Genomic DNA, 26,126 nt, shown 5'->3' with positions numbered 1-26,126 from the left:
GCAGGTGAACCGCCTACGGCAGCGCGGAATCCGCGGTCTCGGCGGCGGGACTCCCCGCTGCCGAACGATCAAGCAGGTGCCGGCGCAGGAAGGACAGCTCGGCGTCGACCGCCTGCTCGTGCGCGTGCATGAAGGGCGCGTAGTGGGAGCCGGGCAGGCGAACCACCTCCGCGCGGGGCGCGCGCCGCGCCGCGGCGAGGGCCTGTCCGGGAAGCGCTGTCTGATCCTGGTCGCACACCAGAACGAGCAGCGGGCACCGTACCCGGGCGTCGCGGCCCGGCCGGTAGAAAGCCAGGCGGAGCGCGGAGCGGGCGGCGACCGCCTGCTGCCAGCCGGGGTATCTGCCGCCGGGGTTGAGCGCCCGGTCGCCATCGACGCTGTCCGGTGTGGTGAGCAGCGCGAGCGTTCCCGGCGCACCGGCCAGCGGCACCAGCAGTGGCGGGCGGCCGACGAGCCCACCGGCGGCATCGAGCAGGCCCCTGCCGGTGAAACGCAGCATCGCCAGCGGCTTCTGATGACGTGCGGCGTTGCGCGTGCCGTCGAGGCCGTCGACGTTCGGCGTCTGCGCGATCACCGCGGCGATCCGCGGGTCGCGCGCCGCCACCCGCATGACGTGACCGCCGCTGGTGGAGAAACCCCAGACGGCGAGCCTGGCGGGGTCGACTCCGGGCAGGGTCGCGGCGAAGACGATCGCCGCCTGCCAGTCATCGAGCTGATCTTTGACGGGCAGCACCAGACGCGGTCGCCCCCCGCTCTCCCCGATACGGCGATAGTCGAAGGCGAGTACGCCGAACCCGGCCTCGTGAAACCGCCGGGCGAACACGTCGGTGCCCGGCTCCTTCGTCACCGCGAACCCTCCGGCCATGATCACCAGGGCGCCGTTGGTCCCCGGGTAGTGCCAGGCGGCACATTCGGCGTCGCCGCTGACGAAACAGACCTTCTCCCGCTCCACAGGAATGGGCACCGCGACCTCCGAGCGATCTGGATCAACACCGATGAACGAAAGTGAACCATGTGGTTCGCAAAATCGCAACGAGGGCGGTGCTCCGCCAGGCGGCGGCCATGCTCGGGCGGCATCACGCGGTCACCGCTCGCCCAGACCACGAGGGCGGGGCGGTCGAAGCTCGGCAGGGATTCGGCCGCGGTGAGGAGGAGGTCGGCGTCCGCCGCTGCCGCCCGGAGCACGCGTACGGCGTCGCGGCGGATCTCGGGCTGTCTCATGACCGGCTTCGTCCAGCGGGCGGTGGCGGCGTCTCCGCACATGGTGAGTCAGCCGAACGTGATCGGCAGCCGCCGGAGCGGCCGGAGCCGCATCTGCCGCATGAACAGCCCGAACATCCGGGGCGAGAGCCTGCCGCAGAGCACGAGCGTCTTGCCTGACAGCCCTGGCGGGAAGTTGTCGAACGCGTCGCAGGAGGCGAGCACGACCCGTCCCACCCGCGCCGCGCCCTCACTCATGATCAGCTGGACGAGCGCACCGCCGGTGTCATTGCCGACGAGAGTGACGTCGTGCAGACCGAGGCGGTCGAGCAACTCCGTGACCAACCGGGCCACCCCGAAGGAAGTGAACCATGCGGTTCGCAACGTGTCCACGGCTACTCGTCGACCGCCTCCTCGCGCTCCAGCATCCGGATCAAGGCATCGACCCCCGCGCCGATTCGCTCGACATCGCCACTGATCAGCCGCTCCAGCAGGAACCCTCGAAGCGACGCGAGGATCATCTCGGCGACCGCGCGCTTGCGCCGGTCGGACCAGCGCTCAGGACAGAAGGACGTCAGTACGGGCAGGTACTGTGCCGATGCCTGCGCGCCGAGTTCCGCGTAGCGGTCGGGGTCGTACATCGCCAAGCCGATCGCCTGGTCGAGCACCCGCCGCAGGCCCGGTTCCTCTGCCATGAGGCTGGCCCACGCGGCGCGTACCTGGGCCGACAGCGTCCGCGTGGCGGTCCCCCCGGCGGTGGCGGCCAGCGCGTTGCCGATGCGCCTTTCGCGCAGCCGGCCGATCGCCTGCCTGAGCAGGTCCTCGACCCCGTCGAAGTGATAGAGAAGCACCTTGTGCGTGGTGCCGGCCGCCCGCGCGGCACGCCGGAGCGAGAAGTCCACGAGCCCGTTGACCGCGAGGTCGTCGGTGACACGATCGAGCAGTTCGCGGCGCCTGGCCTCGCCGCGCGGGGACCCCGCCGATCGCCGGTAGCCCGCTCGTGCTGGTGAGCCGTCGTCGGCGGGGGCGTTCACGTCGACAGCTTCCACGATCGCGTGTCGGGACGGTGGTCTTCCGGGATCATCGGACGATACTAGCCAGGCGTGAGCGGCCTGCCGGCAATGGTCTGGCGAAGGTCAGTCGATCCGCTGGCAGATGGTCACCGGCAGCTTCGGAGACCATGTCCTGGTGGCCTCGTCGTAGGCGCGGGCGTAGCCGTTGTTGCCCGGCGCGCAGGGCGCCGCGATCGTCGTCTCCACATAAATGGCCCCGCCGGGGGTGATGGGGTGCGTCCGGGCGATCTCCCACTTGGAGAACGCCACCCGGCCGGTGTTGAACTTGACGACCAGGTAGACCCGCTGATTGACGGTGAAATTGCCGCCGGCGACCTTGAGGTGGCCATTGAAGGTGTAGGTGAAGAGGAAGGATTGACCCTGCCTGAGACCGGCGGACGCGGTGGCGGACGTGGTCGACGCGTTCGCGGCGCCGGTGAGGGCCGGGACGCCCACGGCGAGGATGCCGGCGGTGGCGGTGACTCCGAGCACGGTACGGATGGTGCGGTTCATCGGATCTCCTTGGTGACGGCGTGCATCGTATGCGTAACCATTGACAGGCACGCCGCCTGCAAGGCGCTTTCAGTGCTCTGACTTCCTTATGCGGGCCGCCGACGATTGCGCTAAGTGCCATCCGGAAACCGCGATTCCGCGAATGACGGAAAGAAAGCGATCACCAGGAGTCGCTGCTTTCGCGGAGGGCGCACATGGACGAGCCGTTAATGGAGAAATGCACGCAACGGGTCGTCGCCGGCCGTGCCGGCGAACTGCCGGCCTGGCTGCTCGACGGTAGTTCCGCTGAGTCGACCAGCGTGGTGACACGATCGTCGCGGTCTCCAGTGTGGCCGTGGAACGCAGCGTGCATGCCGTGGGTGTTCCTACCCGGCGCCTCGGCGACGGCAAGGCGACGCGCTTCGGCGGGCTGCTCTGCTCCGCCTACACCACCTCGACCAGGGATTTCCTGGAGAACGCGCTCCCCGCGCCAGAAGGGGAGCCGCACTGCCAGGACGGGCGGGGCGCGGCCGAGAGCTGACCCGGCGGTGGAAGCCGCTCGTCGTCCGATGGCGGCTGTTCGGTTGCAAAAGCTGTACAAAACGGACTTAAAGGAATAATCTCGACATGCCTCAGTCGGGGGCCCTGAGGCACCAAAGCGCACGGCCCAAGACGCCCCGGTCTCACCGGAGACCGGGGCGTCGGCACGCGCGAATCCGGTGGCCGCGGAGAGCGCAGGCCGCACCCTGAATGACTGACCCGACCCAACCTTTCGCCCGCCCGACGGCGTCGCTAACGGCGAGAGGAGTCGTCTTGAACCACAATGACAGCTTCCGTGAGTTCATGGCCGCCCACCAGCAGTCGCTGATGCGGACGGCGTATCTGCTCACGGGGGATGCCCACCTCGCCGAAGACCTGCTGCAGAGCGTGCTGGTCAAGCTGCTCGGGCGCTGGCCCAAGCTGACGGGCGTCACCAGCCCCCAGGCGTACGCTCGCAAGGCGCTGGTCAACCAGTACATCTCCTGGCGCCGCCGGCTGGTCTGGACGATCGAGCTGCCGAGTGCCGAGCCGCCGGAGCGAGCCCACTCCAGCGAGGAGTCCACGATCGCCCGGCTCGCCATGCGGCAGGCGCTCGCGCGGCTGCCTCCCAAGCAACGGGCGGTGATCGTCCTGCGCTACTACGAGGATCTCACCGAGCACGAGACCGCCAGGCTGCTGAACTGCTCGCTCGGCACCGTCAAGAGCCAAGCGCACGCCGCGCTGGCCCGATTACGGACGCTCGCCCCGGAGCTGGCACCGAGATTCGCCGAGATGGAAGAGCTGAAGGGGGCACACCGATGACCTGGCTGCGAGATGCGCTGAACGACGTGGCCGACGACGCGCCCCAGGTGGACCTGACCGAGCGGACGATCAGAACCCGCGAGCGGCGACGGCGCAGGACCACTCCGCTCGTGGCGGCGGCCGCGGTCATCGCCGCCGCGCTCGCCGTGACGGCCGCCGTACGACTGCTGCCGGCGGAGCCGGAGGTGGCCACCGGCCCCAAGGCGGTGTCCGACCTGCCGGCTCGCGGGGTGGAGCCACTGAGTCACGCCTATATGACGTTCTGCCGGCCGGAGAGCGGCGAGGTGCCGGCCGGGTGCGTGGACGGTGGCTGGCGGGTGGTCACCCGGGGCGGCAGGACCTACCGGGTGGCGCAGGCCCTGCGCGGTGCCCAGTCCGGGCTCGTGGACAGCCCCCTGGCGATCAGCCGGGACGGCCGCAAGATCGCCTACTACGACATCGGGGCCCGCACCTTCGCGGTGCGCGACCTCGCCTCCGGTTCCGTGCTGACGGCCCCGACGAAGGTGCCCAAGCCCTGGCTCGGCAGCATCCCCCATCTCCTGCTGTCGGACGACGGCCGCTTCCTGGCCTTCACCAAGGACCCGCCGCTGAAGGACCCGGCCATGCTGTTCGACATGCGCGAGCGCATGGCCCGGCCATTGCCCAATGGCTGGAACCCCATCGGCCTGTCTCCGGACGGCGGCACGATCACTCTGGCGGAGTACGCGCCCAAGACGCGGCTGCAGACCATCACCCGCCTCTGGCAGACGTCCACGGCGGGCAACGCGAAGACCGTCGACGTCACCGGCCACTACCTGGCCGGCGGGCTCGGTCCTGATGGGAAGACCGTCATCGCGCTGGAGCGCGAAGAGGTTCCCGGCACCGGATGCTTCAGGAGCGGCGGGGATCTCGTGCAGCTGGACCGGGAAACCGGCAAGGTGGTCCGGAGAGTCCCCGTACGGGGCCTGTCCATGACCGGCAATTTCGTCTATCTGCGCGGCTGGAACGGCCCTCAGGAGATCACCGCCCTCGCCCAGCCCCTTGCGTGCAAGAAGGGCGGCGACCACGACCCTGCCCCGACCCTCGACCCTCCGTACGGTCCCTTCACGGCCTACGCGGTGAACGTCAAGACCGGTCAGGCCAGGAAGCTCGCCACCTACACCGCCCAGGACTTCTTCGCCCTCGTGCTCCCCGGAAACCCCGGGACCCTGTGACGAAGCGACCCTATGTGACCCCGCCTCCCGGCCGGGAGGCGGGGCGTTTGTCTACTCCTGCCCCTCTTCCGGCAGGCCGTTGTCGAACTGCTTCGGCTGTACGTGCTCGCGCGGCTTGCCCTGTTCCGTCTTCGCCAGGACGGCGGTGTCGGGATAGTCGGTGACGAAGGCGTCCACACCCAGGTCGATGTGCGCGCGGTATTCCGCCAGCGCGTCACCGTGGTCCGTCGGGACCTGGCCGCGGCGCAGTTGCAGGGGCAGGTACTGGTTCTCGCTGCGGAAGGTGTACACGCCGATCTTCAGCCCTGCCTTGTGCGCGTCGGACACCAGCGTCGTCGGGTCGCCCGAGCTGCCGTCCGGGTTGAGCCTGATCGCCGAGGACTTGTCCGGCCCGATCCACTTCGCGTACTGCGCGATCTTCGCCAGTCCTTCGGGCTTCATCATGTCCGCGTAGGTCGTCGGGTCTCCGGCCGCGGTCAGGTCGTACGGCTGGCCGGTGGTGCCCAGGGCCTGCCACAGCGGCACGCGGAGCTCCTTCGCCACTCGCTTCAGGCTGGACGGCTCGAACGACTGCACCACCACCGAGCTGTTCGGCCGGTTGAGCCCGTTGCGCTTGACGGTCTCGATCAGCGGCTCCTCCAGCGGCAGCCCGATCGACCTGAAGTAGGTCGGGTGCTTGGTCTCGGGAAAGACCCCGACCTGCTTGCCGTACTGGTGCGAGAGCCGCTTGGCCAGGTCGAGCACCTCCTGGAAGGTGAGCACCTGGTAGTAGCCGTTGTAGACGGTGTTGCGCTGGCGGATGGCGGGCAGCCGCTCGACCGCGCGCAGCGTCTTCAGCTCGGCCAGGGTGAAGTCCTCGGTGAACCACCCGGTCACGTTGCGCCCGTCGACGACCTTGGTGGTCTTGCGCGCGGCGAACTCGGGACGCAACGACACGTCGGTGGTGCCGGAGATCTCGTTCTCGTGCCTGACGACCAGTTTGTGGTCCTTGGTCGGCACCAGGTCGGGCTCGATCCAGTCGGCGCCCATGGCCACGGCCAGCTCGTAGCCGCCCTGCGTGTGCTCGGGGCGGTGGCCCGCCGCGCCGCGGTGTCCGATGACGACGACCTGGGACCGGTCGGGTGCGGACTCGGCCGCGGCTGAAGCAGTGCCGGCTCCGGCTAGGGGGGTGAGGATGGCGAGGGTGGTGGCTGCGATCTTCCGCACGTTGAAACTCCCTGCGGCATCTGTACCGGAGACTCTCACCGATGATCACCGCGGCAATTATGGTAATGACCGAAATCTAGCCATGGGCCAATAACGGCGGAATTTCCGGTGACGAGCCGTCCCTCACGGGCCTGGATCCCGCCGGGCAGAGCACCGACCTTTGAGCGCGGCGATCAAGCAGCGTGCGTGGGATCGGATGATCCCCACGCGACGCCCTGGCCGCGGTCCATCGCGGTGATGGCCCGCATGTCGCCGTCGTCAATGGCGAACGAGAACAGGTCCGCGTTCTCGCGCATACGCGCGGGATCGGTGCTCTTCGGCAGGACCGGGTACCCGTTCTGGACGCCCCACCGCAGCAACAGCCGCGCCTCGGTGACCCCGTACTTCGCGGCAAGGACCTTGAACGGCGAATCGCCGCTGGCGCTGTCGGCATGCATCTCATCCGTCTTGCCGCTGTGCTGGCCCGGGGCGGTCCGCCAGGTCGAGAGCGGCACCAAGCTGCTGTAGGCGATGGGAACGACGCCGTTCTCGTCGAGAAAGCGCACGAGATCGGGCTTCTGAGACCACGGGTGCAGTTCGATCTGGTTCGCGTGCGGCAAGGGGAGACCCGCCGCGGTCAGTTCTTCGATGTGCGCTGCATTGAAGTTGGACACGCCGATCGCCCGCGTCTTGTGCTTCTCGTACAGCTCGACCAGCGCACGCCACTGCTCCAGCCGCTGTGTCCGGTTGAACGGTGCGTGGATCAGGTACAGGTCGACATGGTCGAGGCCGAGCCTCTGGAGACTCTCGTCGAAGGCGTCGACGGCCTTCTGCGTCGACTTGAAGGACTCGCCGCCGTCTCCCGGCCACAGTTTGGTCGTGATGAACAGGTCGTCGCGGGTGAGTCCCTCGGCGGCCATCCCGCGGCGAAGGCCCTCACCGACGCCGCGTTCGTTCTGGTAGATCTCCGCGGTGTCGATGTGGCGGTAGCCGACGCGCAGCGCCGCCTCGACGGCGTCGGCGGCCTCCGCGTCGGGGATGAGGTAGGTGCCGAACCCGAGGAGCGGGATGTCGACCCCAGGTGCGAGTGTCCTGCTGTGCGAGGTGGTCACGGGTCCTCCTGGATGTGTGCTCGGGTTGCGGCCATGACGCGATGCGCGTGGCCTGCGGTTTTGCGCCCACGAGTGATCTGTTTCCGACTCTAATGCCGGGCGGTGGGTCCTACCGCGAGGCAGAGGGGTACTGCTAGGGACCCCTTCTTGACCTGTTTCACCCGCGGGCCGATGCGCACTGGGCGCCGGGGGCTTCTGCCAGTACCCCTCGCAGCGGGGACTCCCAGGTCACGGCCGTTGTGCGTTGCATAGTCAGTGGCCCGCTCTGCCCTGGCCTTGGATACGAAGACTCCGGCAGGAGACGTGATGATCGACCCCGGCCGCATTCCCGGTCACCACAACGTCTTCGTCGCGGGCGAGGACACCGAGCGCAGCACTCCCGACTCTGGTCGTCTGCGCCGCCAGCTTCGCGGTGTTCTCCCTGTTCTGGACGTCACTGACCTACCTGCTGACAGCGGCGCCGTTCTCGTACTCGGCCAGCCAGATCGGCCTGCTGGGCCTCGCCGGAGTGGCCGGCGCCTTCGCCGCCCGGCGAGCCGGCATCCTGCACGACCGGGGATGGTCCGCTCCTGCCACCGGTGCCGCCCTGGCCGTGCTGGCACTGTCGCTGGTCGCCGGCTGGGCCGCCAGCACTTCGATCATCGTGCTGATCGTGGTCGTCGTCCTCGACATGGCCGGGCAGTCCATCGTCGTGCTCGGACAGACCCGGCTGTTCGCCCTGGCCGGCTCCGACCGCAGCCGGCTGAACACCGCCTTCGTCGTCGGCAACTTCCTGGGCGGCGCCATCGGATCGGCCGGCGCAGGCCCCCTGTGGTCATCCGGCGGCTGGGCCGCGATCATGATCGCCGCTCTGGCCGTCACCCTTCTCGGCCTCGTCGTGTGGGCGCTTACCCGCGGCCGACTCAAGGAGGCAGGTTCCCCCGGGGAGGTTTCCCCGCCGTACGCCGAAAAGGCGGACGCGTTCCCTGTGCCGAGGGACCTCTGTGAGGGGTACTGACAGGGACTCTCACGCGCCCTCACCGACCGCAACATCCTTCCTATGCTGGGGTTATGGACAACCGGGCCGAGGTCAGCACCTTCCTGAGATCCCGCCGCGACAAGATCACGCCGGCGGACGCGGGTCTGCCCTCGCACGGGCAGCGGCGCGTGCCCGGCCTGCGCCGGGGTGAGGTCGCGACGCTGGCCGGGGTCAGCGTCGAGTACTACACCCGCTTGGAACGCGGCAACCTCGGCGGGGTCTCCGACAGCGTCCTGAACGCCCTCGCCCGGGCCTTGCGCCTGAACGACACCGAACGGGACCATCTGTACGCCCTGGCACACGCGGCCAACGCCCGCCCCCTCCACGGGCGCCCCCGCCCCAAACAGGCCGCCGTGCGGCCCAGCGTGCTGCGCATCATCGAAGGCCTGCACGACCAGCCGGCCTACGTGCGCAACAACCGCATGGACATCCTGGCGGCCAACCCACTGGCCCGCGCCCTGCACTGTGAGTGCTTCCAACAGGAGCCGGCCAACTGCTGCCTGTTCGTCTTCCTCGACCCTCGGGCCAGAACGTTCTACCCCGAATGGGAACGCGTCGCCCGCGACGGCGTCGGCGTCCTGCGGGTCGAAGCCGCCAAGAACCCGTACGACCGCGACCTGTCGAACCTGATCGGTGAGCTGTGCACCCGCAGCGACGCCTTCCGCACCCTGTGGGGCGCCCACAACGTGCACGTCTACACCCGAGGAACCAAACGCTTCCACCATCCGGTGGTCGGCGCGATGGAGCTGATGCACGAGTCCCTGGACCTGCCCGGCGACGAAGGGCTGTCCATCACCGTCTACAGCGCCGATCCCGGCACACCGGCCGCGGACGCCCTGCAGCTCCTGGCCAGCTGGGCAGCCACTCAGGAACACGACAAAGCCGCCGCACACGCCGAAGCCAAACACGGTCGGCGAAATTGATGGCTTGACCAACGTGTGCGGCCCCCGATGGATTTGTCAGGGGCCGCAGCGCTTGATGATGCTAGAAGTCGAAGATCCCGTTCTTCGCGCCTGCTACGAACTTGTCCCAGACGGCCCGCCGGACCACCCAGGGCTCGGCGTCCGGTTGCTCAGTGTCGCGCAGGGCGACGCGGCCGTCGGACAGATGCTTGGCTTCCAGGCAATCGCCGCCTTGACCGCTCGACGCGGTGATCCAGCCGATCGGGTTTGCGAACTCCTTGATAACTTCCTCATTCAACTCCACGCTGCCACTCTCTCCTTGATTCGCTGCACTGACAGATACTCGGGGAGCGCCGCGCTGCGTATGAGTTCGAGTCGGTCCACGAGTCGCTTGATGTCGCTGGTGGAGTCGACTACGCGACCGTGGATGGCTGATTCGACGTAGGCGGCGATCGGCACTCCGTTTTCCCGCGCCAAGAGAGCCGAGCCCACCAGCACCGCCGTGCACCGGGCTGCATAGCGGCCGTGGCCACGAAATGGGGCGTCAGAAGGCACTGGTTCGGCCGGACCGTATGGTTCGAGCTGCTTGTCCAGGCCCCTGTCGCGGCAAGCGCGGCATGCCTGGACGCGCCAGAGCAGATCGTCGATCAGGCAAGCGGGCGGGTGATCAGGAGTCGCGGCTGAGGAGCCGGCCTATCCGGTCGGCGACGAGGTGCGGTTGCTCGGCCTGGATGAGGTGCGCCGAGTCGACGGCTTCGTAGCGCCCGTCTGGCAGGGTCTCGGCGTAGCGGCGCTGGTGCTCGCGGATGGCGGCGTTCTGGCGCTCGCGCCCTTTGGCGGCGCGAGCCGCGGACAGGACGATCGTCGGGCATTTCGGGAGCTGGGGCGGCTGGGCGCGGAACTGCGGAATGGCGGCGGCCACCGCCTGCATCTCCTTGCGAGTCTGGGAGGTCCCGGCGGGGGTGAAGTTCTCGGCGAGCATGGCCTCGTAGGTGTCGGCGGAGAACAGGGGCCGGATGTTGCCGCTGAACAACCGCGCCAGGGGACGGAATCGGCTGAGCGTCTGCGTCACAGCCAGCATGCGGTCGATCTTCTTGGTGGTCTGGTCCCACGTGTCGTACACCGGGGAGGTCTCCGGAGTGGGGTCGACCAGCAGGAGCCCCCGCAGCCGGGAGCCCAGGCGCTCGGCGGCGCGGCGGGCGACCAGCCCGCCCATGCTGTGCGCGACGAGCACGAACCCGCCCGGGACGACGGCCTCGGTCATCGCGATCAGGTCGGCGGCCAGGTCATCGATGCTGAGCTGCTGGGTGGTGGGGCCACTGAGCGCGCGCCCGGCGCGGTCGTAGGTCACCAGCCGCGCCTTGCCGGCCAGCGGCGGCAGCACCGGGTCCCACAAGGTACGGCCGCAGCCGCTGCCCGCCTCGAAGACCACCCAGTCCTGCCCCTGGCCGGACTCCTCGACATAGACGGTTCGGCCGTTGACGGGCACCTGCTGTCCGGGGGCGTCTCGCATGGCTCCTCCTTCAACGTTTTCATTTTGGATAACGGTATCGCATATGAAATCGTTGGGCCATGGATCCTGTCGAGCAGTTGCTGCACCCGGTGCGGCTGCGCATCGTGCACGCCCTGTCCGCAGCGGGCGCGCTGACGATCGCGCAGATGTGCGCCCGCATGCCCGAGGTGCCGAAGATCACGATGTACCGGCAGGTCGCGCAGCTGACCGAGGGAGGGTTCCTGGAAGTGGACGGCGAGCAGCGGGTACGCGGCGCCGTCGAGCGCCGCTACCGGCTGCGTCAGGATCGGCCCAAAATCGGCACCGGCGAGGCCGCCGCGATGTCGCTCGACGACCACCGCCGGGGATTCGCCGCGGCCATGGCGGTCCTGATCGCCGAGTTCAACGCCTATCTGGACCGCGATGACGCCAACCCGGAGGCCGACTCGGTCTCCTATCGGCAGGGCACCCTGTGGCTCAGCCCGGACGAGCTCACCGCCATGCTGGCCGACCTGCTCGCGGTGCTGCGCGACCGGCTGCCCAACACGCCCACATCAGCCCGCGCACCGTACCTCCTCAGCGCGATCTTGTTCCCCGCCGAGCAGCCGCCCGCAGATGGAACCGGTCCCTAGTCGTCGGCCTCACGCCCCTCGACGGGGCGCCGGCCGATATCGTGCGGACATGGCCGAGCATGCCCAGCGCCCGCTGCTGTTCCTGGACGTCGACGGGACGCTCCTGCCCTACGGCGGCGGGCGACTCCCGTCGGCCCTCGATGAGTGGGCGGCATGGCAGGACGCGGCCAATCCGCAGCTGGCGAAGATCGATCCCGCGCACGGCCCGCGACTGCTGGCGCTGTCCTGCGAGCTCATCTGGGCCACGGCGTGGATGCACGACGCCAACGAGGTGATCGCTCCGCTGCTCGGCCTGCCGGAGCTGCCGGTGGCCGACCTCCCGGACGCCCCGGAGGAAGACGACCCCGGCGTGCTGCACTGGAAGACGCGAGCGCTCGTCGAGGCCGCCGCCGGGCGGCCGTTCGCCTGGGTCGACGACGAGATCACCGAACTCGATCGGACATGGGTCGCGAGACACCATCGCGGACCGGCCCTTCTGCACCGCGTCGACTCCGCGAACGGTCTCACCCGCGACGACTTCGCCCTACTTGACGCCTGGCTACGGAAGACATCCGGCAACTCGTGATCTATGGGGGAGCCGTACGCGGCCCCGATCTGGCGCGGGTGCGAAGCCGGCCGAAGACCGAAGGGCCGCCCGCGAAGCACCACAGCGCTATCACCGGGTCGCAGATGGCGCAGCCGAAGGAGGAGTCCGCGGCGAAGGGGAGGAGCGGGCTGCCCTGGAGATGGTGCAGCACGTCCCAGACGGTGTGGAGCAGCCAGCCGATGCCGATGAACGTCCAGCTCTCCAGCCCCCGGTAGGCGACGTACGACATGACGACCGGTAGCACGAACTCCCAGTAACCGAGCCCGCCACCGCTGAGATAGGCGGCGCCCGCCCCGGCGACCACCACGGCATTCGCGCGGCGCCGATGCGGCTCGGGGATCAGGGAGATGAGAGAGACGGCGATCAGACCGATGAGGATCGGCATGAAGATGGACATGGGGAGTGGCGATCCGTTCCGTGAACATGCGAGGGCGGCGTCAGGCTAGATCGGCTCGCCCTCTCGGCCCCATGGGCTGAATCGACAATTTCCAACGGCTTCCCGCCATTCAGCGCGGCCTACCGTGTCCCTATGCACACGGTGGCGGTTCTGGCTCTGGACCATGTGGTGGCGGCCGACATGGCGACCCCGATCGAGCTGTTCGGGCGGGCCCGGCTGCTCGGAACAGGCCGCCCCGCCGGACCGGGAGGTGCTCGACGCCCTGCGCGCGGCGGCGGCCGCGGGAACCCGGATCGCCTCCATCTGCGCGGGGGCGTTCATCCTCGCCGCGGCCGGGCTGCTCGACGGGCTGCGCGCGACCACGCACTGGATCGCGGCCCACCGGCTGGCCGCGCTGTTTCCGCGGGTGGATGTGCGGCCGGATGTGCTGTACGTCGACAACGGCCAGATCCTTACCTCAGCCGGAGCAGCGGCTGGCCTGGACCTGTGCCTGCACATGATCCGGCGGGCGGACCTTCAGCCGCCGCTTCCGGGAGCAGACCGGCACCACTCCGCTGCAGTGGCTCCTCCGAGCCCGGGTACGCCGGGCGCAGTTCCTGCTGGAGACCACCGACCACGGCGTCGAGCGCATCGCGACGCAGGCCGGGTTCGGGTCGCCCACCGCCTTCCGGGAGCGGTTCAAGCGCGTCGTCGGCGTCACCCCGCAGTCCTATCGCGTCTCCTTTAAGAGCGCTTAAATCTCTAACCGCCACTCTCTCTGCTCGTCGAAGAACTCGAATCCCATGGCCTCGTTGATGGCCAGCATGTGGGCGTTGGAGACGGCGTTCCACGTGATGACGCGCTCGATGTGGGGCTCCCGCTCGCGCAGCCAGAGCAGGTTGCCGATCTTGAGAAGCAGGCCCAGGCGGTGGCCCCGGTGCTCGCGCAGCACGGTCGTGTCCGCCTGATAGCCCCAGCTGTCGGAGCGGTCCTCGTCGATCAGGATGCGCGTGTAGCCGGCGGGGTCGCCGTCGGACGTGCGCCTGGCGATCACGGTGTACGGGATGCGGCCGATGACCGGAAGGGCCTGCTCGCGGGCGCGCACGCGGTCGACGGAGAAGTTCGCGGCCTCGATGTCCGCGTCGCGCGGGGCGTCGTTCATGCCGCCCATCAGCGTGGCGAGGTCCTGCAGCAACTCGGGGCCGGCCGGACCGACCCAGCGCTCCAGGTGGTAGCCGTCCACCTCGGGCCGCATCCGCTCCAGCGCTGCCCAGTCGGCCGTACGCAGGTCGAGCGTGCGGCGGGCCTCCGTGAGCGAGAGCGTCATCCCGCGCGCGGCGGCGAAGCGGGCGCCCGAGCCGGTGTCGGGCGTCGCGGTCAGGACCAGCGTCCGACCGTCGGCGCGCAGCCGCTCGAGGGCATGCTCGAACAGCGCCGAGCCCAGGCCCCGGCCGCGCCGCTCCGGCCGTACCACAAGGGTGAACAGCCGGCCCACGTGGGTGTTGTCGTCCTCGGGCAGCGCCAGCGCGTACCCGCCGACCACCCTGCCGCCCTCGACCGTCACCCACGCCTCGGACCGATGGCCCGCCCCGCCCGTGGTGACGACATAGGAGAACCAGGGCAGGGACGGTACGGGGCCGTGGTCGTCGCCGTTGCCGGCCACGAACGCGTCGTACAGGCCCGTGACCAGGTCACCCGGCTCGTCGAAATCGATCGGCTGGATCATCCACTGCCCATCTCGCACTGAGCCTCCCCGAAGGCCGGTCCATGTCGCCATCAACCTACAGAACCAGCCTCGCTCGACGCCTCTGAGATTTCCGTTCTGATTCAGCCGGCGGCCGGCAGGAGAGCGAGCGTCCGGGTGAGCGCGGCGCGACCCCTGCGTAGAGCAGCGGTCCGATCGGTTCCGGCTGGTCCCTGCCAGCGGAGATAGACCATGGTGGTGCCATGACGCACGGCCACCGAGACATTCGCGACCAGGTGCTGGGCCGCCCGGGACGACAGGTCGCGGCGTCGTATGAGGAAGGTCTCGACCTGGCCGGTCCAGGGCCCCGTGGTGAGAGGCCTGACCACGTGACTGCCCCTCACGTGCGACTTGTCCTCGGTCTCGCAATTGACCCAGTCACTCCAGGTGAGCGGGCGGGTGCGCGCCTGTTCGGCGGCCTGCTCGTCGGGCAGGAGCAGCACGTCCGTACGGATGGATACCTCGCCGGCCAGGCGGCGCCGGATCGTGGGAGCGCCGCCGTACACGTTCTGGTCGAAACCGGCGGACGGGCAGAGGGTGTCTTGCTCGGGATCGAAGGTCGGCCACGCCTTCATGTTCTTGCCGTACGCGGACGGCGCGGGCAGGGCCGCGGCCATCACGCCCAAGACCGATCTTGGCGAGGCGCCGGCCGGGGCGGGGCTGTCGGGGTCGCCGCCCACGGCGGCCAACACGGACGCGGCCGCGGTTTCCTGGCTGAGCGGGAGCACATGCGGGTCCATCGCTCTCCATGACACCTCGGCCAGCAGCCCCCCTCGGGCGGCCACGATCGTTGACAGGATGTCCGGATCGCTGTCCTTGATGAACTCCTCCTCCTTGGCCGCGGCCTGCACCCCGTGCCATCCCCAGCGGTCGAAATCCGCCAGATCACTGCCCGAATAAGGGGATCGGGGCCGGCGGGCGCAGTCTTCCGCGCCGTGACGGGCCTCCCGGACCAGGCGGCTCGCCTTGCCGGGCGACGTGATCCAGAACCTGACGTCCAGCGCTGAGGACACCTCAGGGGCGCGAATCTGGCCGGTGTAGGCCGGAACCCCCTCAGGGGGCAGCGCATCGAGGCCGCGATCCGGCCGACAGGAGAACAGAAGGGGGACGTCCAGGTTCATCCCGTCGGGAGCGATGGTGAGGCTCATGTTCTCGGGGCGGCGGTGCACGTCGTCATCCACGCGGCTCCGCAGCCGCTCGGCGATCTCCTCCGCCGAGGTCGCCGCCTGTACGGGTATCGGCAACAGGGGCGCGGTCGGCCGGTCGGTAACGCCTGAGGTCAGCAACAGGGCGACAGCTGTGGCCGCGACACGAAGCCCACGACGCCTGGCAAGATCCACAACGGGTTCGACGCCGGGATTCCGAGAAAGGTTCACCTGGAGCGAGGGCCTCGAAGGCCGGTCCATGTCGCCGGCGACGGCCTCGCTCGCCGCCGCTGAGACGTCCTGTTGGCTAGTCTTCGGAATCGGGGCCTCTGAGCGGCAACGTCGCTCTCTGCCCTGATATGGCGTGCGTCAAGTCGGAGGTGATCACGGTGCATCCGGTCTCATGACAGCCCCATCCCGGGGTGTCACGGAGCCGAAAGGTGACCGTATGAGCAAGACCGACAAGACCCGGCCCTGGTGGGTGCGGATCGCCGACATGCCGATGGCGACCTGTCTGCCCATCCATGACCATCGGTTCGGGCCATGCACGCTTCCCGCCGAGATCACCGCCGACAGCGCGTCCCTGAGTCACCGCACAAGCGGCTGTTACTGGCGCGCCAGCGACCACTACTGGTTCGACTGCGGCGGTGGCGACGGGGGCCGGGAGTGGTACTTCCTCCGGCGCGAAGGACGTCGCCGTAGCCGTCGCCAGGCGCGCCGCGAATTGCGCGCCTATCACGGCGAAGAGTGACAGAAGGCGGGGGCCGGATATCCGGCCCCCGCCTCACATCGTCATAGAGGGGCGACACCCGCCCGTCGACGCGGCGGCTGTTCAGCGTGTGGCTTCGCGGGATGCTTTGTCGGCGCGGCCTCCAGGGGTGCGGGAAACTGGAGAGGTGACCACCGAGAACGGCCGCCCCGGACCGCCCGCGACCAGTGCCTCCATCGTGCTGCTGACTCTGGCGCGCCGGATCGAGGCCGAACTCAACGCCGCTCTGGCCGCGCTCGATCTCACGGTCAGCAAGCTCGGGCTGCTGGGTCACATCGCCGGTGTGCCTGGGGTGTCGTTCAGCGATCTGGCGCGGATGTCGGGGACCACGGTGCAGAGCGCCCACAGCGCGGTGAAGGCGCTCGCCGCCGCTGGGCTCGTGAGTGACGGCGTCGCCCGCGCCGGCTCCGCCTCGACGATCGAGCTCACGCCTGAAGGTGCGCGCCTCCTCGAGGCGGCCAAAGAGGCGGTGGCCGGAGTCGACGAGCACCTGTTCGGCCCGGAGGCCGACCCGATCCAGCGGCAGATCGCCGACGCCGTCCGCCTGGCCTTCGAGGACCGCTGATTGCTTCCAAGCGCCGCTGACTGACCAACTGTTCGCGAGCTGACCGTTCGCGCGGCTTGGCGGCGCATCTCACCCGCGCGACCTTCAGTTGGACTGAAGCTTTCTGTTAGCCTTCAGGCTACCTGAAGGCTATGAGGGAGGACTCATGGAAGGTCTGTTGCTGTCGATTCACGTACTCGCCGGCATCGTGTTCGTCGGCGGTTCGGCCATCGCGGCCAGCCTGTTTCCCCGCTACGCACCCGTCGCCGTGGATTCGGCGGTCGGCGACGCGCCGACGCAAGCCCCGACCGAGCGGAATCAGGCCGTGGCCGTCGCGCTGCACCGGGTCACCCGGGGCTACGGCCTCTTCGGCATCGTCGTGCCGGTGGTCGGGATCGCCGCGGCCATGGTCCAGGGCCGGATCGGCGAGATCTGGATCACCGTCTCCATGATTCTCACCGCGGTGGCGGGTGGCCTGCTGGCCCTGCAGATCTACCCGCGGCAACGCGACGCGCTCGCCACCCCCGGCGGCGGCGAACGACTGCGCAAGCTGAGCATGCTCGCCGGGATCTACAATCTGCTGTGGGCGACCGTCGTCGTGCTGATGATCGTCCGCCCCGGCTCGGCCGAGGCGGCATGACTCTCCTGCTGACCCCAGCCGCCGTCCCGCCGGGCGTCCGCCGGCGCGCCGTCATTCCGGGCGTGGGTGGCCTGCTCGTTGTACGGCGGATGCGAAAGCGTTCCCCCGAGACCCAGTAAGGAGCCGTGCCTCGAAAGGCGCGAGGGTGGCCGCGTCGGTCGGCTGGTCCCGCTCGTCGATGCTCGAATGCGATGACCACAGCGTGTTCCTGAACTCAGGAAACGCGATTCTCCGCGCACGGTCGGAAAGATTCACCGCTACGAGAATCGCGTCTTCGCCGTCACCGCGGCGATAGACGAGATGGTCCGGGTGGGCGGACAACACGGTGATACTGCCTTGGCGCAGCGCGTCCAGCTTTTTCCGGAGCGTCAGGAGCTCTTTGACGAGGGAGAGGACCGAGCCGGGATCGAGTTCCTGGCTCTCGACGCTGAACTCTCCCGCCCACGAAGGTATGGGCAGCCAAGGCTCGACGTCATCGGGACCGAATCCGGCGTGCGCCGGCTTCTCCTGCCACGGCATGGGCATCCGCTGCGGGTCACGGCCGAGTCCGAGACCGGGCGCGCGCAGTTCGGCGCAGTCGCGGGCGTGCTCGCTGTCGACGGGGGAGTCGGGGAGGCCGAGTTCGTCGCCGTAATAGAGCGTCGGCGTTCCCTTGAGCGTGAGCAGCAGGGCCAGTGCGCTCGAGCCGCTGCCCGCCGAGAGCCCGCTCTGACCATGCCGAACGTCCTGATCAGCCCGCACACCGCGGCCCTCGCCGTCGACGAGGAGGCGGCCGTCGTCGAGCTGTTCGCCGACAACGCCACTCGTCTGCTCGACGGGCATCCGCTGGTGAACGTCGTCGACACGGTCGAGTTCTACTGACTCGATAGCCCGGCCGCGCCGGGGCCGGGCAGCAGGTCGACGTCGCCCGCGTGCATGGGCTCGCCGCAGTGGGCGCAGCGCAGGTCGACACCGCTGATCTCACCGCACGCGTGATGGCGGTAGAGCACCGGCGGGCCGGCCTCGCCCGCGAGCCACTTGTCCCCCCAGCCGGCCATGACCATGAGCAGGTCGACGAGCTCGGCACCCTTCGCCGTCAGGCGGTATTCGTAGCGCGGCCGCATGTCGTAGGCGTGCCGCTCGAGCACGCCCTGGTCGATGAGGTGGTTGAGCCGCTCGGTCAGCACCTTGCGGGAGATCCCGAGGTCGGCCTGGATCTGGTCGAACCGGCTCACCCCGGCCCACACGTCACGCAGGATCAGCGGCGACCACGGCTCTCCGATCACGTCGAGGGTGCGCGCGATGGAGCAGGCCATCTCCCTGAAGTTCGTGCGTTGCATGACGGCAGTCTAGCAATCGGGGTTCCCTTAGGGAACTCCGAGTGTTACGGTCATGGAGTCTCTTCAAGGAACCCAAAGGCCGCCGCTAGGAGATGGTCACCATGCTCAAGCCCGACGTACGCCGCGTGCTCGACGGCACCTCGCTCGCCCACCTCGCCACCGTCCTGCCCGACGGCGCTCCCCACTCCGTTCCGGTCTGGGTCGGCACGTACGGCGACAAAGTCGCGATCATGACAGGCCCGGGCTCCCAGAAGGCCCGCAACCTGCGGAGCGACCCCCGGGTCGCCCTCTCCCTGACGCCGCCCGACAACCCGTTCCAGCCGGTCATCGTCCGCGGCAGGGTCGTCGAGTGGATCGAGGGCGACGCCGCCTGGGAGATCGTCGACCGGATCTCGACGAAGTACATCGGCGGCCCCTACTCGCGCGATGTGGAGCGGGTCGTCGCGCTCATCGAGCCCGATCGGCAGATCGTCGGCTGAGGCGCCCTGTCACACGTCATCTTGCTTCGCGCATAAGAGCATCGATCTTCGCTTACTGTGCATCTCGGGGAAATCGCTGAGGCAGAATGTCCGAGCCAGGGCGTATGGACGCGCGGCGTGCCGGGGGGATCACGGAGGATGACGTCGGGAATGAGCACTCAGGCTCAGGAGCAGCTCGGCCCTTACCGGATGATCGAGAAGATCGGCGAGGGCGGCATGGGGGTCGTCCACCTCGGTCTCGACGGCGCGGGCCGCAAAGTCGCGATCAAGGTGCTGCACCAGCATGTGGCCGCCGACCTCAAGGCCCGTGACCGGCTGGTCCGCGAGGTGGAGACCATGCGGCGGGTGCGCAGCCCGTACGTCGCCGAGGTGATCGACGCCGAGCTGACGGGCGGCCGGCCGTATGTGGTGACCCGTTTCGCCGCGGGACGCACGCTGGAGGACACCGTGCTGTCCCAGGGGCCGATGGAGGCGCGCGAGGTAATCAGGCTCGCCCAAGGGCTGTGCCAGGCGCTGGTGGACGTGCACGCGGCCGGTGTGATCCATCGGGACCTCAAGCCGTCCAACGTCATGCTGGTCGGCGGCGAGCCGCTGGTCATCGACTTCGGCATCGCGCATCTGGTGAACGCGACCCGGCTCACGCTGACGGGCATGTTCGTGGGGACGCCGGGCTATCTGGCGCCGGAGATCATCCGCGACTCGCAGATCACGCAGGCGGCCGACGTGCACGCGCTGGCCTCGACGGTGTTCTTCGCCGCCACGGGGCTGCCGCCGTTCGGGACGGGGGCGTTCGAGACGGTCTGCTTCAACACGATGGAAGGGCGGGCGCAGATCGACAAGGCGCCCGCGTGGTTGCGGCACTGGCTCACCCAGGCGCTTGAGGTCGATCCGGCGGCCCGGCCCAGCGCGCGGGAACTGCTGCGGATGGCCAGGGCGCTCGATCCGGCGGGCCGCCCGGCTCAGGCCGAAGGGCGCGGAGATCGCCCGCCGGCGGGCCGCCCGGGCGGGGGGCGCGGAGATCGTAGGCTCACCATAGACGCCGTCTCCGACCTGCTCCCGCCGGTCGACTACGCCCGGAGGCACCACGAGGAGCCGCCGCCGTACATACCGGCCCCGGTGCCGACCCTCCACGTCGATCAGCCGAAGGAGCGCCGCCCGGCCCCGGCTCCCGCGCAGCCCTTCGAGCTCCAGCGGTTCTTGGCCGGTAGCGGGTTCGTCGGGGTGCTCGCGCTCGTGACGCTGGTGGCGTTGACCGTCCTCATGCCGGTCACCGTGGGCCTGCTGGTGGCGGCGCTCACGGTGGCGTTGCGCGTCACCGAATACTTCTTGGGCGAGACCGAGCGGACGTGGTCCAGGGAGGCGCTCGTGACGGGGGGTCACCTGCTCCTGTCGCTGGCGTTCGGCATCGCCGTCGCGACTCTCCTGCACATGACCAGATTGACGGTCGGCCACGCGGAGTCCTTGGCCGCCGGCGCGTTCACGCTGGGGCTGTTCGTGCTGCCCGGCTCGGGGGCGGTGCGGTGGGCCGCCGCGCACATCCTCGACCGCTTCCTGCCCGGCCGCAGCGCGACGGTGGTGTCGGTGGCCGTGATGGGGCCGATCGCCCTGATCTCAGTGATCGTGGCCTTGGTCCAAGGCCTGTAGCACCGCCCCGGGTGGCTCCCCCTAGGCGGCTTGGCCGGCCGCCGCGCGCGCCGCCATCCGCCGTTCGAACCACAGGGAGCAGAACGGCGGCACCGCGCACGCCAGGCCCAGCACCACCGCGCCCCGGCTCCAGCCCGCCTCGCGTGCCGAGAGCAGCACTCCGATCACGTACAGCACGAACAGCGCCCCGTGGATCGGCCCGAACACCTTCACGCCGAGTTCGCCGGTCGCGGTCACGTACTTGAAGAACATCCCGACCAGCAGCCCTGCCCACGAGCATGCCTCGGCCACCGCCACGACCCGGAACCAACCCAGCATTTCCCACCCTTTCACCCGAATACCGCGCATACTCTACAGGTTGTAGAGGATGGCGAGCGGCGGCCGAGGGCCGTTCTGGGGTGCATGATCGTCTGGCACACTGAGTCCATGAGTGGACGAGGTCGCCCGCCGGACCCGGACCTCGAAGCGCGGGTCCATGCCGCGGCGCTCGACCTGTACGGCGAGGTGGGCTGGGCGGGGTTCAGCCTGGACGTGGTGGCGCGGCGGGCGCGGGTGGGGAAGGCGGCCCTCTACAGCAGGTGGGGCAGCAAAGAGAAGCTGATCGTCGACGCGCTGACGGCCATGCACCCCGATCCTGACCCGCACGCCCCGAAGCGGTCGGGGTTGCTGCGGGAGGACCTGGTCGTCATGGCGGTGAACATCCTCGACGGCTACTTCGACCGCCGGGGTCTGGTCATCCTGCGGGCGCAGATCGAGGCCAAGGTCTATCCGGAGCTGTTCGGTCATGCGCTGGAGCGGCTCCAGCGAGAGCGCATCCGAGAGGGCCGCGCCATCGTGGTGAGCGGCATCGACCGAGGCGAACTTCCGGCGGGGACGTCCCCGGCTCGGGTGCTGGACGCGGTCGCGGGCATCCTGACCAACCACGTTCTGTCGACACCGGCCAGCCAGATGCCCGCGCTGATCAAGCGCAAGGAGAAGTTCGCCGAGGAGACCGTCGACTTCGTGCTGTCGGCCGTCGGATACCGGTCGGCGGTCTGACTGTTCCCGGACAATCGGTCACTTGCTGAGTGGGTATTTACAGACCAAGTTCGTCTGTATTAGCGTGCGGATCAGCGCGCCAACGGCTTGATCGGCTCACGGACACGGCCCTGACGCGGCCTCCTGGAAGGAGCACAGACATGGCCCCCAGCCCGTGACGCTCACGGACGAGAGCCGCTCCGGCCGGATCATCGCGGTGCTGGCCTTCGGCGGCATGGTCGTCTCCATGATGCTCACCCTTGTGGCGGCCGTCATCCCGAAACTGCCCGAGCTGCAGGTGTGGCAGATCGTGCTCGCCAGCATGGTCATCTCCTCCGGGACCGGCCTGGCGTACGCGGCCATGCCGGCCTCGATCATGGCCGCGGTGCCCCCCACGCAGACCGGCGCGGCGAACGGGCTCAACTCGCTGATGCGGGCCATCGGCACGTCGACCGCCAGCGCCGTGATCAGCACGATGCTGGCCGCCCACACCATCGAGGTGAACGGAGCGCCGCTGCCCTCGCACACGGGTCTCAGCCTCGCGCTGGTCATCACGTCGGCCTCGGCGGTCGTCGCGTTGGTCATCACCGTCTTCCTGCCCGGCCGGCGCGCCGCCGATCGGCAGCAGACCACTGAGGTACGGCCCGCCTACCTGGCGGCCACTGAACAGTCCTAACACCGCTGCGCACACAGGAAGGGCATTCCATGGGAGCTCTCGACGGCAGGATCGCCATCGTCACCGGCGCGGGCCGCGGCATCGGCGCCTCCATCGGCCGGATGTTCGCCGAGCAGGGCGCGAAGCTCGTGCTCAACGACCTCGGCGCCGGCCCGGACGGCACGGGCGGCGACGCCGGTCCCGTCCAGGACATCGCCAAGGAGATCAACGACGGCGGCGGCCAGGCCGTCGCCGACACCGGCGACATCGCCGAGACCGCGACCGGCCGGCGCCTGGTCGACCTGGCCGTGGAGAACTACGGCGGGCTCGACATCGTCGTCAACGTCGCCGGCATCCTCCGCGACAAGATGATCTTCAATCTGCCCGAGGAGGACTGGGACGCGGTCATCCGGGTGCACCTGCGCGGCCACTACAGCACGATCAAGCCCGCGGCCGCGTACTGGCGCGGGCAGCGCAACCCGGACGGCCACTACCGCGTCATCAACTTCACCTCGGACTCGGCGCTCCAGGGCTCCCCGGGCCAGCCCAACTACGCCGCCGCGAAGATGGGCATCATCGGCCTGACCGCCTCCCTCGCCAACGGCCTGGCCAGGTACGGCGTGACCGCGAACGCCATCGCCCCCGGCGCGGCCACCCGCCTGACCGCCACCGTCCCGGACGACAAGAAGCTCGGCGACGACTCCCGCCTCGCGGAGGTCATGTCGCCGGACAACATCGGGCCGATCGTCACCTACCTCGCCTCCACCGAGTCGGACTGGCTGTCGGGGCGTACGCTCGGCGCCGCCGGCTACGAGGTCAGGCTGTGGAACACCCCCGAGGTCGTCGAGACCATCGCCTCGGACGGCCCGTGGGACCTCCAGGACCTCGCGGCCAAGGTCGCGACGTCGTTCCGCCCCAAGGCCGACGGACTTCCGCCATCGCTCTTCATGGCACAGATCCCCAAATGAGCCGATCATCACCTTAGGCCCGTCCATGCCGACAGGAGAGGGAAGCGCTATGTCCTCCACCCCATCGACCACGGCACCCATCGGCTTCTACGAGATCGCCGCCGCCGACCCCGGCCGAATGGCCATCATCGATCCGGACGGATCGGCTCTCACCTCCGGCGAGCTGCTGGCGCGGGTCAACCGCGTCTCGCGCGCCCTGCGCTCGCACGGCCTCACGGCGGGCGACGCCGTGGCGGTGGCGGTGCACAACGGTCACGAGTATCTGGAGTTGTCGCTGGCCCTGGGGCAGGTCGGGATGTTCCTGGTCCCGGTGAACTGGCGGCTGGCCCCGGCCGAGATGCGGTACATCATCCAGGACTCCGGGGCCAAGGTCGTGGTCATGGACGCCGAGCAGGCGGCGACGCTGCCGCCGGAGTCGCTGCCGGAGCACCGGTTCGTGGTCGGCGGCGCGGTGGACGGCTGGCGGCCCTATCCGGAGCTGGGTGCGGGCGAGTCGTCCGACGCGCCGCCGCAGCGCCGGCTCGGGTCCGTCATGGGCTACACCTCGGGCACCACGGGCAGCCCCAAGGGCGTACGGTACCCGCTGCCGGACGTCCTTCCGGAGGCGGCGGTCGCGTCGTTCGCGGCCTTTGTCTCCCGCTACGAGATCACCGTGGCCGAGGGGGTGCACCTGGTGTGCTCGCCGATCTACCACGCCGCGCCCAGCGGCCACGCCTCCGCCTTCCTGCACCTCGGCCACACGGTGGTGATCCAGGACAGGTTCGATGCCGAGGGCGTGCTGCGGGCCGTGGAGCAGTATCGGGTGACCAGCGTGCACATGGTTCCCACGCACTTCCACCGCCTGCTGCGCCTGCCGGAGGAGGTGCGGTCCGCGTACGACCTGTCCAGCCTGGAGGCGGTCATCCACGCGGGCGCGCCGTGCCCGGTGCCGATCAAGCAGCAGATGATGGAGTGGCTGGGCCCGCGGGTGTGGGAGTACCTGGGGTCCACCGAGGGCAGCGTCTCCCTGGTGAGCCCGCGCGAGTGGCTGCGCAAGCCCGGCACCGTGGGACGGCCGGTGCCGAACACGGACGTGAAGATCCTCGACGAGGACGGTAAGGAGGTGCCTGCCGGGGAGGCGGGCACGATCTACTTCGGCACGCCGGGGCGGCGGCCGGCCTTCGAGTACAACAACGACTTGGACAAGACCGCGGCCGGGCGGCGGGGCGACCTGGCCACCGCCGGCGACTACGGCTACTTCGACGAGGACGGTTACCTGTTCCTGCTGGACCGGCGCACGGACCTGATCATCTCCGGCGGCGTGAACATCTATCCGGCCGAGATCGAGCAGGCTCTGATCACGCATCCCGCCGTCGCCGACGTCGCGGTCATCGGCGTACCGGATCCGGACTGGGGTCAGAGCGTGCTCGCGGTCGTCCAGCCGGCCGCCGGCGCGGTGCCCGGTGACGAGCTGGCCGCCGAACTCCGCGCGCACTGCGCCGAGTACCTGGCCTCGTTCAAGATCCCGCGCCGGTACGAGTTCCGCGCCGACTTCCCGCGAACCGAGACGGGCAAGCTGCAACGCCGCAAACTGCGTGAGGAGTACACGTGAAGGTAGGAGTGCACGTCAGCGGCCCGCCGTCGGCAGAGGTCGCGCGGTTCGCCGGATGGGCCGAGGAGACCGGCTTCGACGTCGTCACCACCACCGAGGTCGATCACGATCCCTTTCTGCCACTGGCGCTGGCCTCCCAGGCGACCAGCCGGGTGGGGCTCGCGACGGGCATCGCGGTCGCCTTCGCGCGCACGCCGATGGCGTTGGCGTACGTCACCAACGATCTTCAGGCGCTCTCCGGGGGGCGCTTCGTCCTTGGTCTCGGCACCCAGACCAAGCCCCACATCACCCGCCGCTTCAGCATGGAGTGGGGCAAACCGGTGACCCGGATGCGGGAGTACATCACCGCCCTGCGCGCGATCTGGAACGACTGGAACAAGGGCGAGGAGGTGCGGCACGCGGGGGAGTACTACCGGCACACGCTCATGACGGCGACCTTCCGCCCGGCGCCGCACGGTCACGACAATCCGCCGATCCACCTCGCCGCGGTCGGCCCGGCCATGACGCGGCTGGCGGGTGAGGTGGCGGACGGGCTGATACCGCACGGCTTCAGCACCGAACGGTATTTCCGCGAGGTCACCCTGCCGGCTCTGGAGGAGGGTCTGGCGCGGGCCGGCCGTGACCGGTCCGAGGTGAGCGTCCACTGCCCGGGCTTCGCGCACGTGTACGCACCGGAGGGCTCCGTCGACGAGCAGCGGCGGATGCTGCGCGGCCGGGTCGCCTTCTACGGCTCCACCCCGGCCTACCGAGGAGTGCTCGCCCTCCATGGCTGGCAGGAGCTGCACGAGCGGCTGCACGCGCTGTCGGTCCGTCCGGAGGCCGACCGCTGGGACCGGATGGCCGACCTCGTCGATGACGAGGTGCTCGACACCTTCTGTACGAGCGGCACCCTGCCCGAGGTGGCGGCGGAGCTGCGCCGCCGGTTCGGCGGGCTGGTCGACCTGGTGCATCTCCATCCACCGGCGGGCACACCGGAGGCGGAGATCCGCGCGGCCCTGTCCACGCTCCACGGCGGGTGAGTGGCAGGTCC

The 26,126-nt window shown here is 69.5% G+C and carries 33 protein-coding genes and 1 pseudogene; 20 read left to right on the top strand and 14 right to left on the bottom strand.

All coding sequences use genetic code 11. From position 1 onward, the window contains the following. Window positions 1–13 precede the first annotated feature (13 nt). From AB0B61_RS52485 to AB0B61_RS52470, 4 genes are all read right to left on the bottom strand, one after another. Window positions 14–964: an alpha/beta hydrolase gene (locus AB0B61_RS52485; RefSeq protein WP_358448950.1), complete on the bottom strand. Its 951-nt coding sequence runs from the start codon at window positions 962–964 to the stop codon at window positions 14–16. 305 nt (window positions 965–1,269) lie between these two features. Further along, on the bottom strand, window positions 1,270–1,593 hold the full coding sequence (locus AB0B61_RS52480) for an alpha/beta hydrolase (RefSeq protein ID WP_358448948.1): 324 nt from the start codon (window positions 1,591–1,593) through the stop codon (window positions 1,270–1,272). 2 nt (window positions 1,594–1,595) lie between these two features. Then, window positions 1,596–2,234, bottom strand: a complete 639-nt coding sequence (locus tag AB0B61_RS52475; protein WP_358448946.1) for a hypothetical protein — start codon at window positions 2,232–2,234, stop codon at window positions 1,596–1,598. A 102-nt stretch (window positions 2,235–2,336) separates the two neighbouring features. Then, window positions 2,337–2,765 (bottom strand): hypothetical protein, encoded by a 429-nt coding sequence (locus AB0B61_RS52470; protein WP_358448944.1) that lies wholly within the window; start codon window positions 2,763–2,765, stop codon window positions 2,337–2,339. A gap of 355 nt (window positions 2,766–3,120) precedes the next feature. On the opposite strand from AB0B61_RS52470, the gene AB0B61_RS52465 reads away from it, so the two are divergent. The 3 genes from AB0B61_RS52465 (at window position 3,121) to AB0B61_RS52455 (ending at window position 5,278) form a co-directional block, all read left to right on the top strand. Continuing rightward, window positions 3,121–3,285 carry a hypothetical protein gene (locus tag AB0B61_RS52465; protein WP_358448942.1) on the top strand — a complete coding sequence of 55 codons (165 nt, stop codon included), beginning with the start codon at window positions 3,121–3,123 and terminating at the stop codon, window positions 3,283–3,285. Window positions 3,286–3,557: 272 nt separating this feature from the next. Then, on the top strand, window positions 3,558–4,085 hold the full coding sequence (locus AB0B61_RS52460) for a SigE family RNA polymerase sigma factor (RefSeq protein WP_358448940.1): 528 nt from the start codon (window positions 3,558–3,560) through the stop codon (window positions 4,083–4,085). Then, window positions 4,082–5,278 (top strand): hypothetical protein, encoded by a 1,197-nt coding sequence (locus AB0B61_RS52455; protein WP_358448938.1) that lies wholly within the window; start codon window positions 4,082–4,084, stop codon window positions 5,276–5,278. The genes AB0B61_RS52460 and AB0B61_RS52455 overlap by 4 nt, the downstream gene beginning before the upstream one ends. Before the next feature lie 51 nt (window positions 5,279–5,329). Here AB0B61_RS52455 and AB0B61_RS52450 read toward each other — a convergent pair whose 3' ends face one another. Further along, on the bottom strand, window positions 5,330–6,484 hold the full coding sequence (locus tag AB0B61_RS52450) for a glycerophosphodiester phosphodiesterase (protein WP_358448936.1): 1,155 nt from the start codon (window positions 6,482–6,484) through the stop codon (window positions 5,330–5,332). A gap of 173 nt (window positions 6,485–6,657) precedes the next feature. Further along, window positions 6,658–7,575, bottom strand: coding sequence for an aldo/keto reductase (locus AB0B61_RS52445; protein ID WP_358448934.1), 918 nt, complete (start codon window positions 7,573–7,575; stop codon window positions 6,658–6,660). A gap of 385 nt (window positions 7,576–7,960) precedes the next feature. Here AB0B61_RS52445 and AB0B61_RS52440 point away from each other — a divergent pair, with 385 nt between their 5' ends. After that, window positions 7,961–8,572: a hypothetical protein gene (locus tag AB0B61_RS52440; RefSeq protein ID WP_358448970.1), complete on the top strand. Its 612-nt coding sequence runs from the start codon at window positions 7,961–7,963 to the stop codon at window positions 8,570–8,572. A gap of 53 nt (window positions 8,573–8,625) precedes the next feature. Beyond that, window positions 8,626–9,516: a helix-turn-helix transcriptional regulator gene (locus tag AB0B61_RS52435; protein ID WP_358448932.1), complete on the top strand. Its 891-nt coding sequence runs from the start codon at window positions 8,626–8,628 to the stop codon at window positions 9,514–9,516. Window positions 9,517–9,577: 61 nt separating this feature from the next. Here AB0B61_RS52435 and AB0B61_RS52430 read toward each other — a convergent pair whose 3' ends face one another. Both AB0B61_RS52430 and AB0B61_RS52425 read right to left on the bottom strand, forming a co-directional pair. Continuing rightward, on the bottom strand, window positions 9,578–9,799 hold the full coding sequence (locus AB0B61_RS52430) for a DUF397 domain-containing protein (protein ID WP_358448930.1): 222 nt from the start codon (window positions 9,797–9,799) through the stop codon (window positions 9,578–9,580). A gap of 363 nt (window positions 9,800–10,162) precedes the next feature. Continuing rightward, a complete protein-coding gene (locus AB0B61_RS52425) occupies window positions 10,163–11,008 on the bottom strand; it encodes an alpha/beta hydrolase (protein ID WP_358448929.1) in 846 nt (281 codons plus the stop codon). Between the two features lie 59 nt (window positions 11,009–11,067). Here AB0B61_RS52425 and AB0B61_RS52420 point away from each other — a divergent pair, with 59 nt between their 5' ends. Both AB0B61_RS52420 and AB0B61_RS52415 read left to right on the top strand, forming a co-directional pair. Further along, a complete protein-coding gene (locus AB0B61_RS52420; RefSeq protein ID WP_358448927.1) occupies window positions 11,068–11,619 on the top strand; it encodes a helix-turn-helix domain-containing protein in 552 nt (183 codons plus the stop codon). Window positions 11,620–11,668: 49 nt separating this feature from the next. After that, window positions 11,669–12,184, top strand: coding sequence for an HAD domain-containing protein (locus tag AB0B61_RS52415; RefSeq protein WP_358448925.1), 516 nt, complete (start codon window positions 11,669–11,671; stop codon window positions 12,182–12,184). Window position 12,185: 1 nt separating this feature from the next. Here AB0B61_RS52415 and AB0B61_RS52410 read toward each other — a convergent pair whose 3' ends face one another. Further along, window positions 12,186–12,602, bottom strand: a complete 417-nt coding sequence (locus AB0B61_RS52410; RefSeq protein ID WP_358448923.1) for a DUF6010 family protein — start codon at window positions 12,600–12,602, stop codon at window positions 12,186–12,188. A 163-nt stretch (window positions 12,603–12,765) separates the two neighbouring features. Between AB0B61_RS52410 and AB0B61_RS52405 the strand changes: the two are divergent. Together AB0B61_RS52405 and AB0B61_RS52400 are read left to right on the top strand one after the other, a co-directional pair. Further along, window positions 12,766–13,047, top strand: a pseudogene (locus AB0B61_RS52405) (DJ-1/PfpI family protein); the annotation flags it as partial. 109 nt (window positions 13,048–13,156) lie between these two features. Next, on the top strand, window positions 13,157–13,339 hold the full coding sequence (locus AB0B61_RS52400; RefSeq protein WP_358448968.1) for a helix-turn-helix domain-containing protein: 183 nt from the start codon (window positions 13,157–13,159) through the stop codon (window positions 13,337–13,339). Here AB0B61_RS52400 and AB0B61_RS52395 read toward each other — a convergent pair. Both AB0B61_RS52395 and AB0B61_RS52390 read right to left on the bottom strand, forming a co-directional pair. Then, window positions 13,336–14,325 (bottom strand): GNAT family N-acetyltransferase, encoded by a 990-nt coding sequence (locus AB0B61_RS52395; protein WP_358448921.1) that lies wholly within the window; start codon window positions 14,323–14,325, stop codon window positions 13,336–13,338. The two genes, AB0B61_RS52400 and AB0B61_RS52395, sit on opposite strands and share 4 nt — an antisense overlap. Window positions 14,326–14,408: 83 nt before the next feature. Continuing rightward, on the bottom strand, window positions 14,409–15,569 hold the full coding sequence (locus AB0B61_RS52390) for a hypothetical protein (RefSeq protein ID WP_358448919.1): 1,161 nt from the start codon (window positions 15,567–15,569) through the stop codon (window positions 14,409–14,411). 349 nt (window positions 15,570–15,918) lie between these two features. On the opposite strand from AB0B61_RS52390, the gene AB0B61_RS52385 reads away from it, so the two are divergent. The 3 genes from AB0B61_RS52385 to AB0B61_RS52375 all read left to right on the top strand — a co-directional run bounded on the left by AB0B61_RS52385 (window position 15,919) and on the right by AB0B61_RS52375 (window position 17,423). Further along, window positions 15,919–16,221 (top strand): hypothetical protein, encoded by a 303-nt coding sequence (locus AB0B61_RS52385; RefSeq protein WP_358448917.1) that lies wholly within the window; start codon window positions 15,919–15,921, stop codon window positions 16,219–16,221. A gap of 145 nt (window positions 16,222–16,366) precedes the next feature. After that, window positions 16,367–16,804, top strand: a complete 438-nt coding sequence (locus AB0B61_RS52380) for a MarR family winged helix-turn-helix transcriptional regulator (protein ID WP_358448915.1) — start codon at window positions 16,367–16,369, stop codon at window positions 16,802–16,804. Window positions 16,805–16,949: 145 nt separating this feature from the next. After that, a complete protein-coding gene (locus tag AB0B61_RS52375; protein WP_358448913.1) occupies window positions 16,950–17,423 on the top strand; it encodes a hypothetical protein in 474 nt (157 codons plus the stop codon). A gap of 51 nt (window positions 17,424–17,474) precedes the next feature. On the opposite strand, the gene AB0B61_RS52370 is transcribed toward AB0B61_RS52375, so the two are convergent. Further along, on the bottom strand, window positions 17,475–18,164 hold the full coding sequence (locus tag AB0B61_RS52370; protein WP_358448911.1) for a DUF3459 domain-containing protein: 690 nt from the start codon (window positions 18,162–18,164) through the stop codon (window positions 17,475–17,477). Here AB0B61_RS52370 and AB0B61_RS52365 point away from each other — a divergent pair. Next, a complete protein-coding gene (locus AB0B61_RS52365) occupies window positions 18,138–18,284 on the top strand; it encodes a hypothetical protein (RefSeq protein ID WP_358448909.1) in 147 nt (48 codons plus the stop codon). The genes AB0B61_RS52370 and AB0B61_RS52365 overlap by 27 nt on opposite strands. Here AB0B61_RS52365 and AB0B61_RS52360 read toward each other — a convergent pair. Then, window positions 18,278–18,742, bottom strand: a complete 465-nt coding sequence (locus AB0B61_RS52360) for a helix-turn-helix domain-containing protein (protein WP_358448907.1) — start codon at window positions 18,740–18,742, stop codon at window positions 18,278–18,280. The genes AB0B61_RS52365 and AB0B61_RS52360 overlap by 7 nt on opposite strands. Before the next feature lie 101 nt (window positions 18,743–18,843). On the opposite strand from AB0B61_RS52360, the gene AB0B61_RS52355 reads away from it, so the two are divergent. Together AB0B61_RS52355 and AB0B61_RS52350 are read left to right on the top strand one after the other, a co-directional pair. After that, on the top strand, window positions 18,844–19,221 hold the full coding sequence (locus AB0B61_RS52355) for a PPOX class F420-dependent oxidoreductase (protein WP_358448905.1): 378 nt from the start codon (window positions 18,844–18,846) through the stop codon (window positions 19,219–19,221). 150 nt (window positions 19,222–19,371) lie between these two features. Continuing rightward, window positions 19,372–20,865: a serine/threonine-protein kinase gene (locus tag AB0B61_RS52350; RefSeq protein ID WP_358448903.1), complete on the top strand. Its 1,494-nt coding sequence runs from the start codon at window positions 19,372–19,374 to the stop codon at window positions 20,863–20,865. A gap of 21 nt (window positions 20,866–20,886) precedes the next feature. Here the strand turns inward: AB0B61_RS52350 and AB0B61_RS52345 are convergent, their stop codons facing one another. Then, on the bottom strand, window positions 20,887–21,183 hold the full coding sequence (locus AB0B61_RS52345) for a DUF3817 domain-containing protein (RefSeq protein ID WP_358448901.1): 297 nt from the start codon (window positions 21,181–21,183) through the stop codon (window positions 20,887–20,889). Between the two features lie 108 nt (window positions 21,184–21,291). On the opposite strand from AB0B61_RS52345, the gene AB0B61_RS52340 reads away from it, so the two are divergent. The 5 genes from AB0B61_RS52340 (at window position 21,292) to AB0B61_RS52320 (ending at window position 26,115) form a co-directional block, all read left to right on the top strand. Continuing rightward, the gene (locus AB0B61_RS52340; RefSeq protein WP_358448899.1) at window positions 21,292–21,903 is read left to right on the top strand and encodes a TetR/AcrR family transcriptional regulator; all 612 of its coding nucleotides are present in this window, start codon (window positions 21,292–21,294) and stop codon (window positions 21,901–21,903) included. Between the two features lie 154 nt (window positions 21,904–22,057). Next, window positions 22,058–22,558, top strand: coding sequence for a hypothetical protein (locus tag AB0B61_RS52335; RefSeq protein ID WP_358448897.1), 501 nt, complete (start codon window positions 22,058–22,060; stop codon window positions 22,556–22,558). Between the two features lie 29 nt (window positions 22,559–22,587). Then, window positions 22,588–23,505: an SDR family NAD(P)-dependent oxidoreductase gene (locus tag AB0B61_RS52330; RefSeq protein WP_358448895.1), complete on the top strand. Its 918-nt coding sequence runs from the start codon at window positions 22,588–22,590 to the stop codon at window positions 23,503–23,505. A 49-nt stretch (window positions 23,506–23,554) separates the two neighbouring features. After that, entirely contained in the window at window positions 23,555–25,096 is a 1,542-nt protein-coding gene (locus AB0B61_RS52325) for an AMP-binding protein (protein ID WP_358448893.1), read from the top strand. Further along, window positions 25,093–26,115, top strand: a complete 1,023-nt coding sequence (locus AB0B61_RS52320) for a TIGR03617 family F420-dependent LLM class oxidoreductase (protein WP_358448891.1) — start codon at window positions 25,093–25,095, stop codon at window positions 26,113–26,115. Before AB0B61_RS52325 ends, AB0B61_RS52320 begins: the two co-directional genes overlap by 4 nt. Window positions 26,116–26,126 lie beyond the last annotated feature (11 nt).

It is taken from the genome of Nonomuraea sp. NPDC049158 (assembly GCF_040648335.1).
GTDB lineage: Bacteria > Actinomycetota > Actinomycetes > Streptosporangiales > Streptosporangiaceae > Nonomuraea.
This window is presented reverse-complemented; position numbering and strand designations above follow the sequence as displayed.

Bases quoted from the DNA above. Each gene is read 5' to 3' on its own strand.
- AB0B61_RS52470 (WP_358448944.1), bottom strand. From the start codon at position 2,765: ATGAACCGCACCATCCGTACCGTGCTCGGAGTCACCGCCACCGCCGGC.
- AB0B61_RS52455 (WP_358448938.1), top strand. From the start codon at position 4,082: ATGACCTGGCTGCGAGATGCGCTGAACGACGTGGCCGACGACGCGCCC.
- AB0B61_RS52435 (WP_358448932.1), top strand. From the start codon at position 8,626: ATGGACAACCGGGCCGAGGTCAGCACCTTCCTGAGATCCCGCCGCGAC.
- AB0B61_RS52425 (WP_358448929.1), bottom strand. From the start codon at position 11,008: ATGCGAGACGCCCCCGGACAGCAGGTGCCCGTCAACGGCCGAACCGTC.
- AB0B61_RS52420 (WP_358448927.1), top strand. From the start codon at position 11,068: ATGGATCCTGTCGAGCAGTTGCTGCACCCGGTGCGGCTGCGCATCGTG.
- AB0B61_RS52415 (WP_358448925.1), top strand. From the start codon at position 11,669: ATGGCCGAGCATGCCCAGCGCCCGCTGCTGTTCCTGGACGTCGACGGG.
- AB0B61_RS52410 (WP_358448923.1), bottom strand. From the start codon at position 12,602: ATGTCCATCTTCATGCCGATCCTCATCGGTCTGATCGCCGTCTCTCTC.
- AB0B61_RS52385 (WP_358448917.1), top strand. From the start codon at position 15,919: ATGAGCAAGACCGACAAGACCCGGCCCTGGTGGGTGCGGATCGCCGAC.
- AB0B61_RS52375 (WP_358448913.1), top strand. From the start codon at position 16,950: ATGGAAGGTCTGTTGCTGTCGATTCACGTACTCGCCGGCATCGTGTTC.
- AB0B61_RS52365 (WP_358448909.1), top strand. From the start codon at position 18,138: ATGCCGAACGTCCTGATCAGCCCGCACACCGCGGCCCTCGCCGTCGAC.
- AB0B61_RS52360 (WP_358448907.1), bottom strand. From the start codon at position 18,742: ATGCAACGCACGAACTTCAGGGAGATGGCCTGCTCCATCGCGCGCACC.
- AB0B61_RS52355 (WP_358448905.1), top strand. From the start codon at position 18,844: ATGCTCAAGCCCGACGTACGCCGCGTGCTCGACGGCACCTCGCTCGCC.
- AB0B61_RS52350 (WP_358448903.1), top strand. From the start codon at position 19,372: ATGAGCACTCAGGCTCAGGAGCAGCTCGGCCCTTACCGGATGATCGAG.
- AB0B61_RS52345 (WP_358448901.1), bottom strand. From the start codon at position 21,183: ATGCTGGGTTGGTTCCGGGTCGTGGCGGTGGCCGAGGCATGCTCGTGG.
- AB0B61_RS52340 (WP_358448899.1), top strand. From the start codon at position 21,292: ATGAGTGGACGAGGTCGCCCGCCGGACCCGGACCTCGAAGCGCGGGTC.
- AB0B61_RS52330 (WP_358448895.1), top strand. From the start codon at position 22,588: ATGGGAGCTCTCGACGGCAGGATCGCCATCGTCACCGGCGCGGGCCGC.
- AB0B61_RS52325 (WP_358448893.1), top strand. From the start codon at position 23,555: ATGTCCTCCACCCCATCGACCACGGCACCCATCGGCTTCTACGAGATC.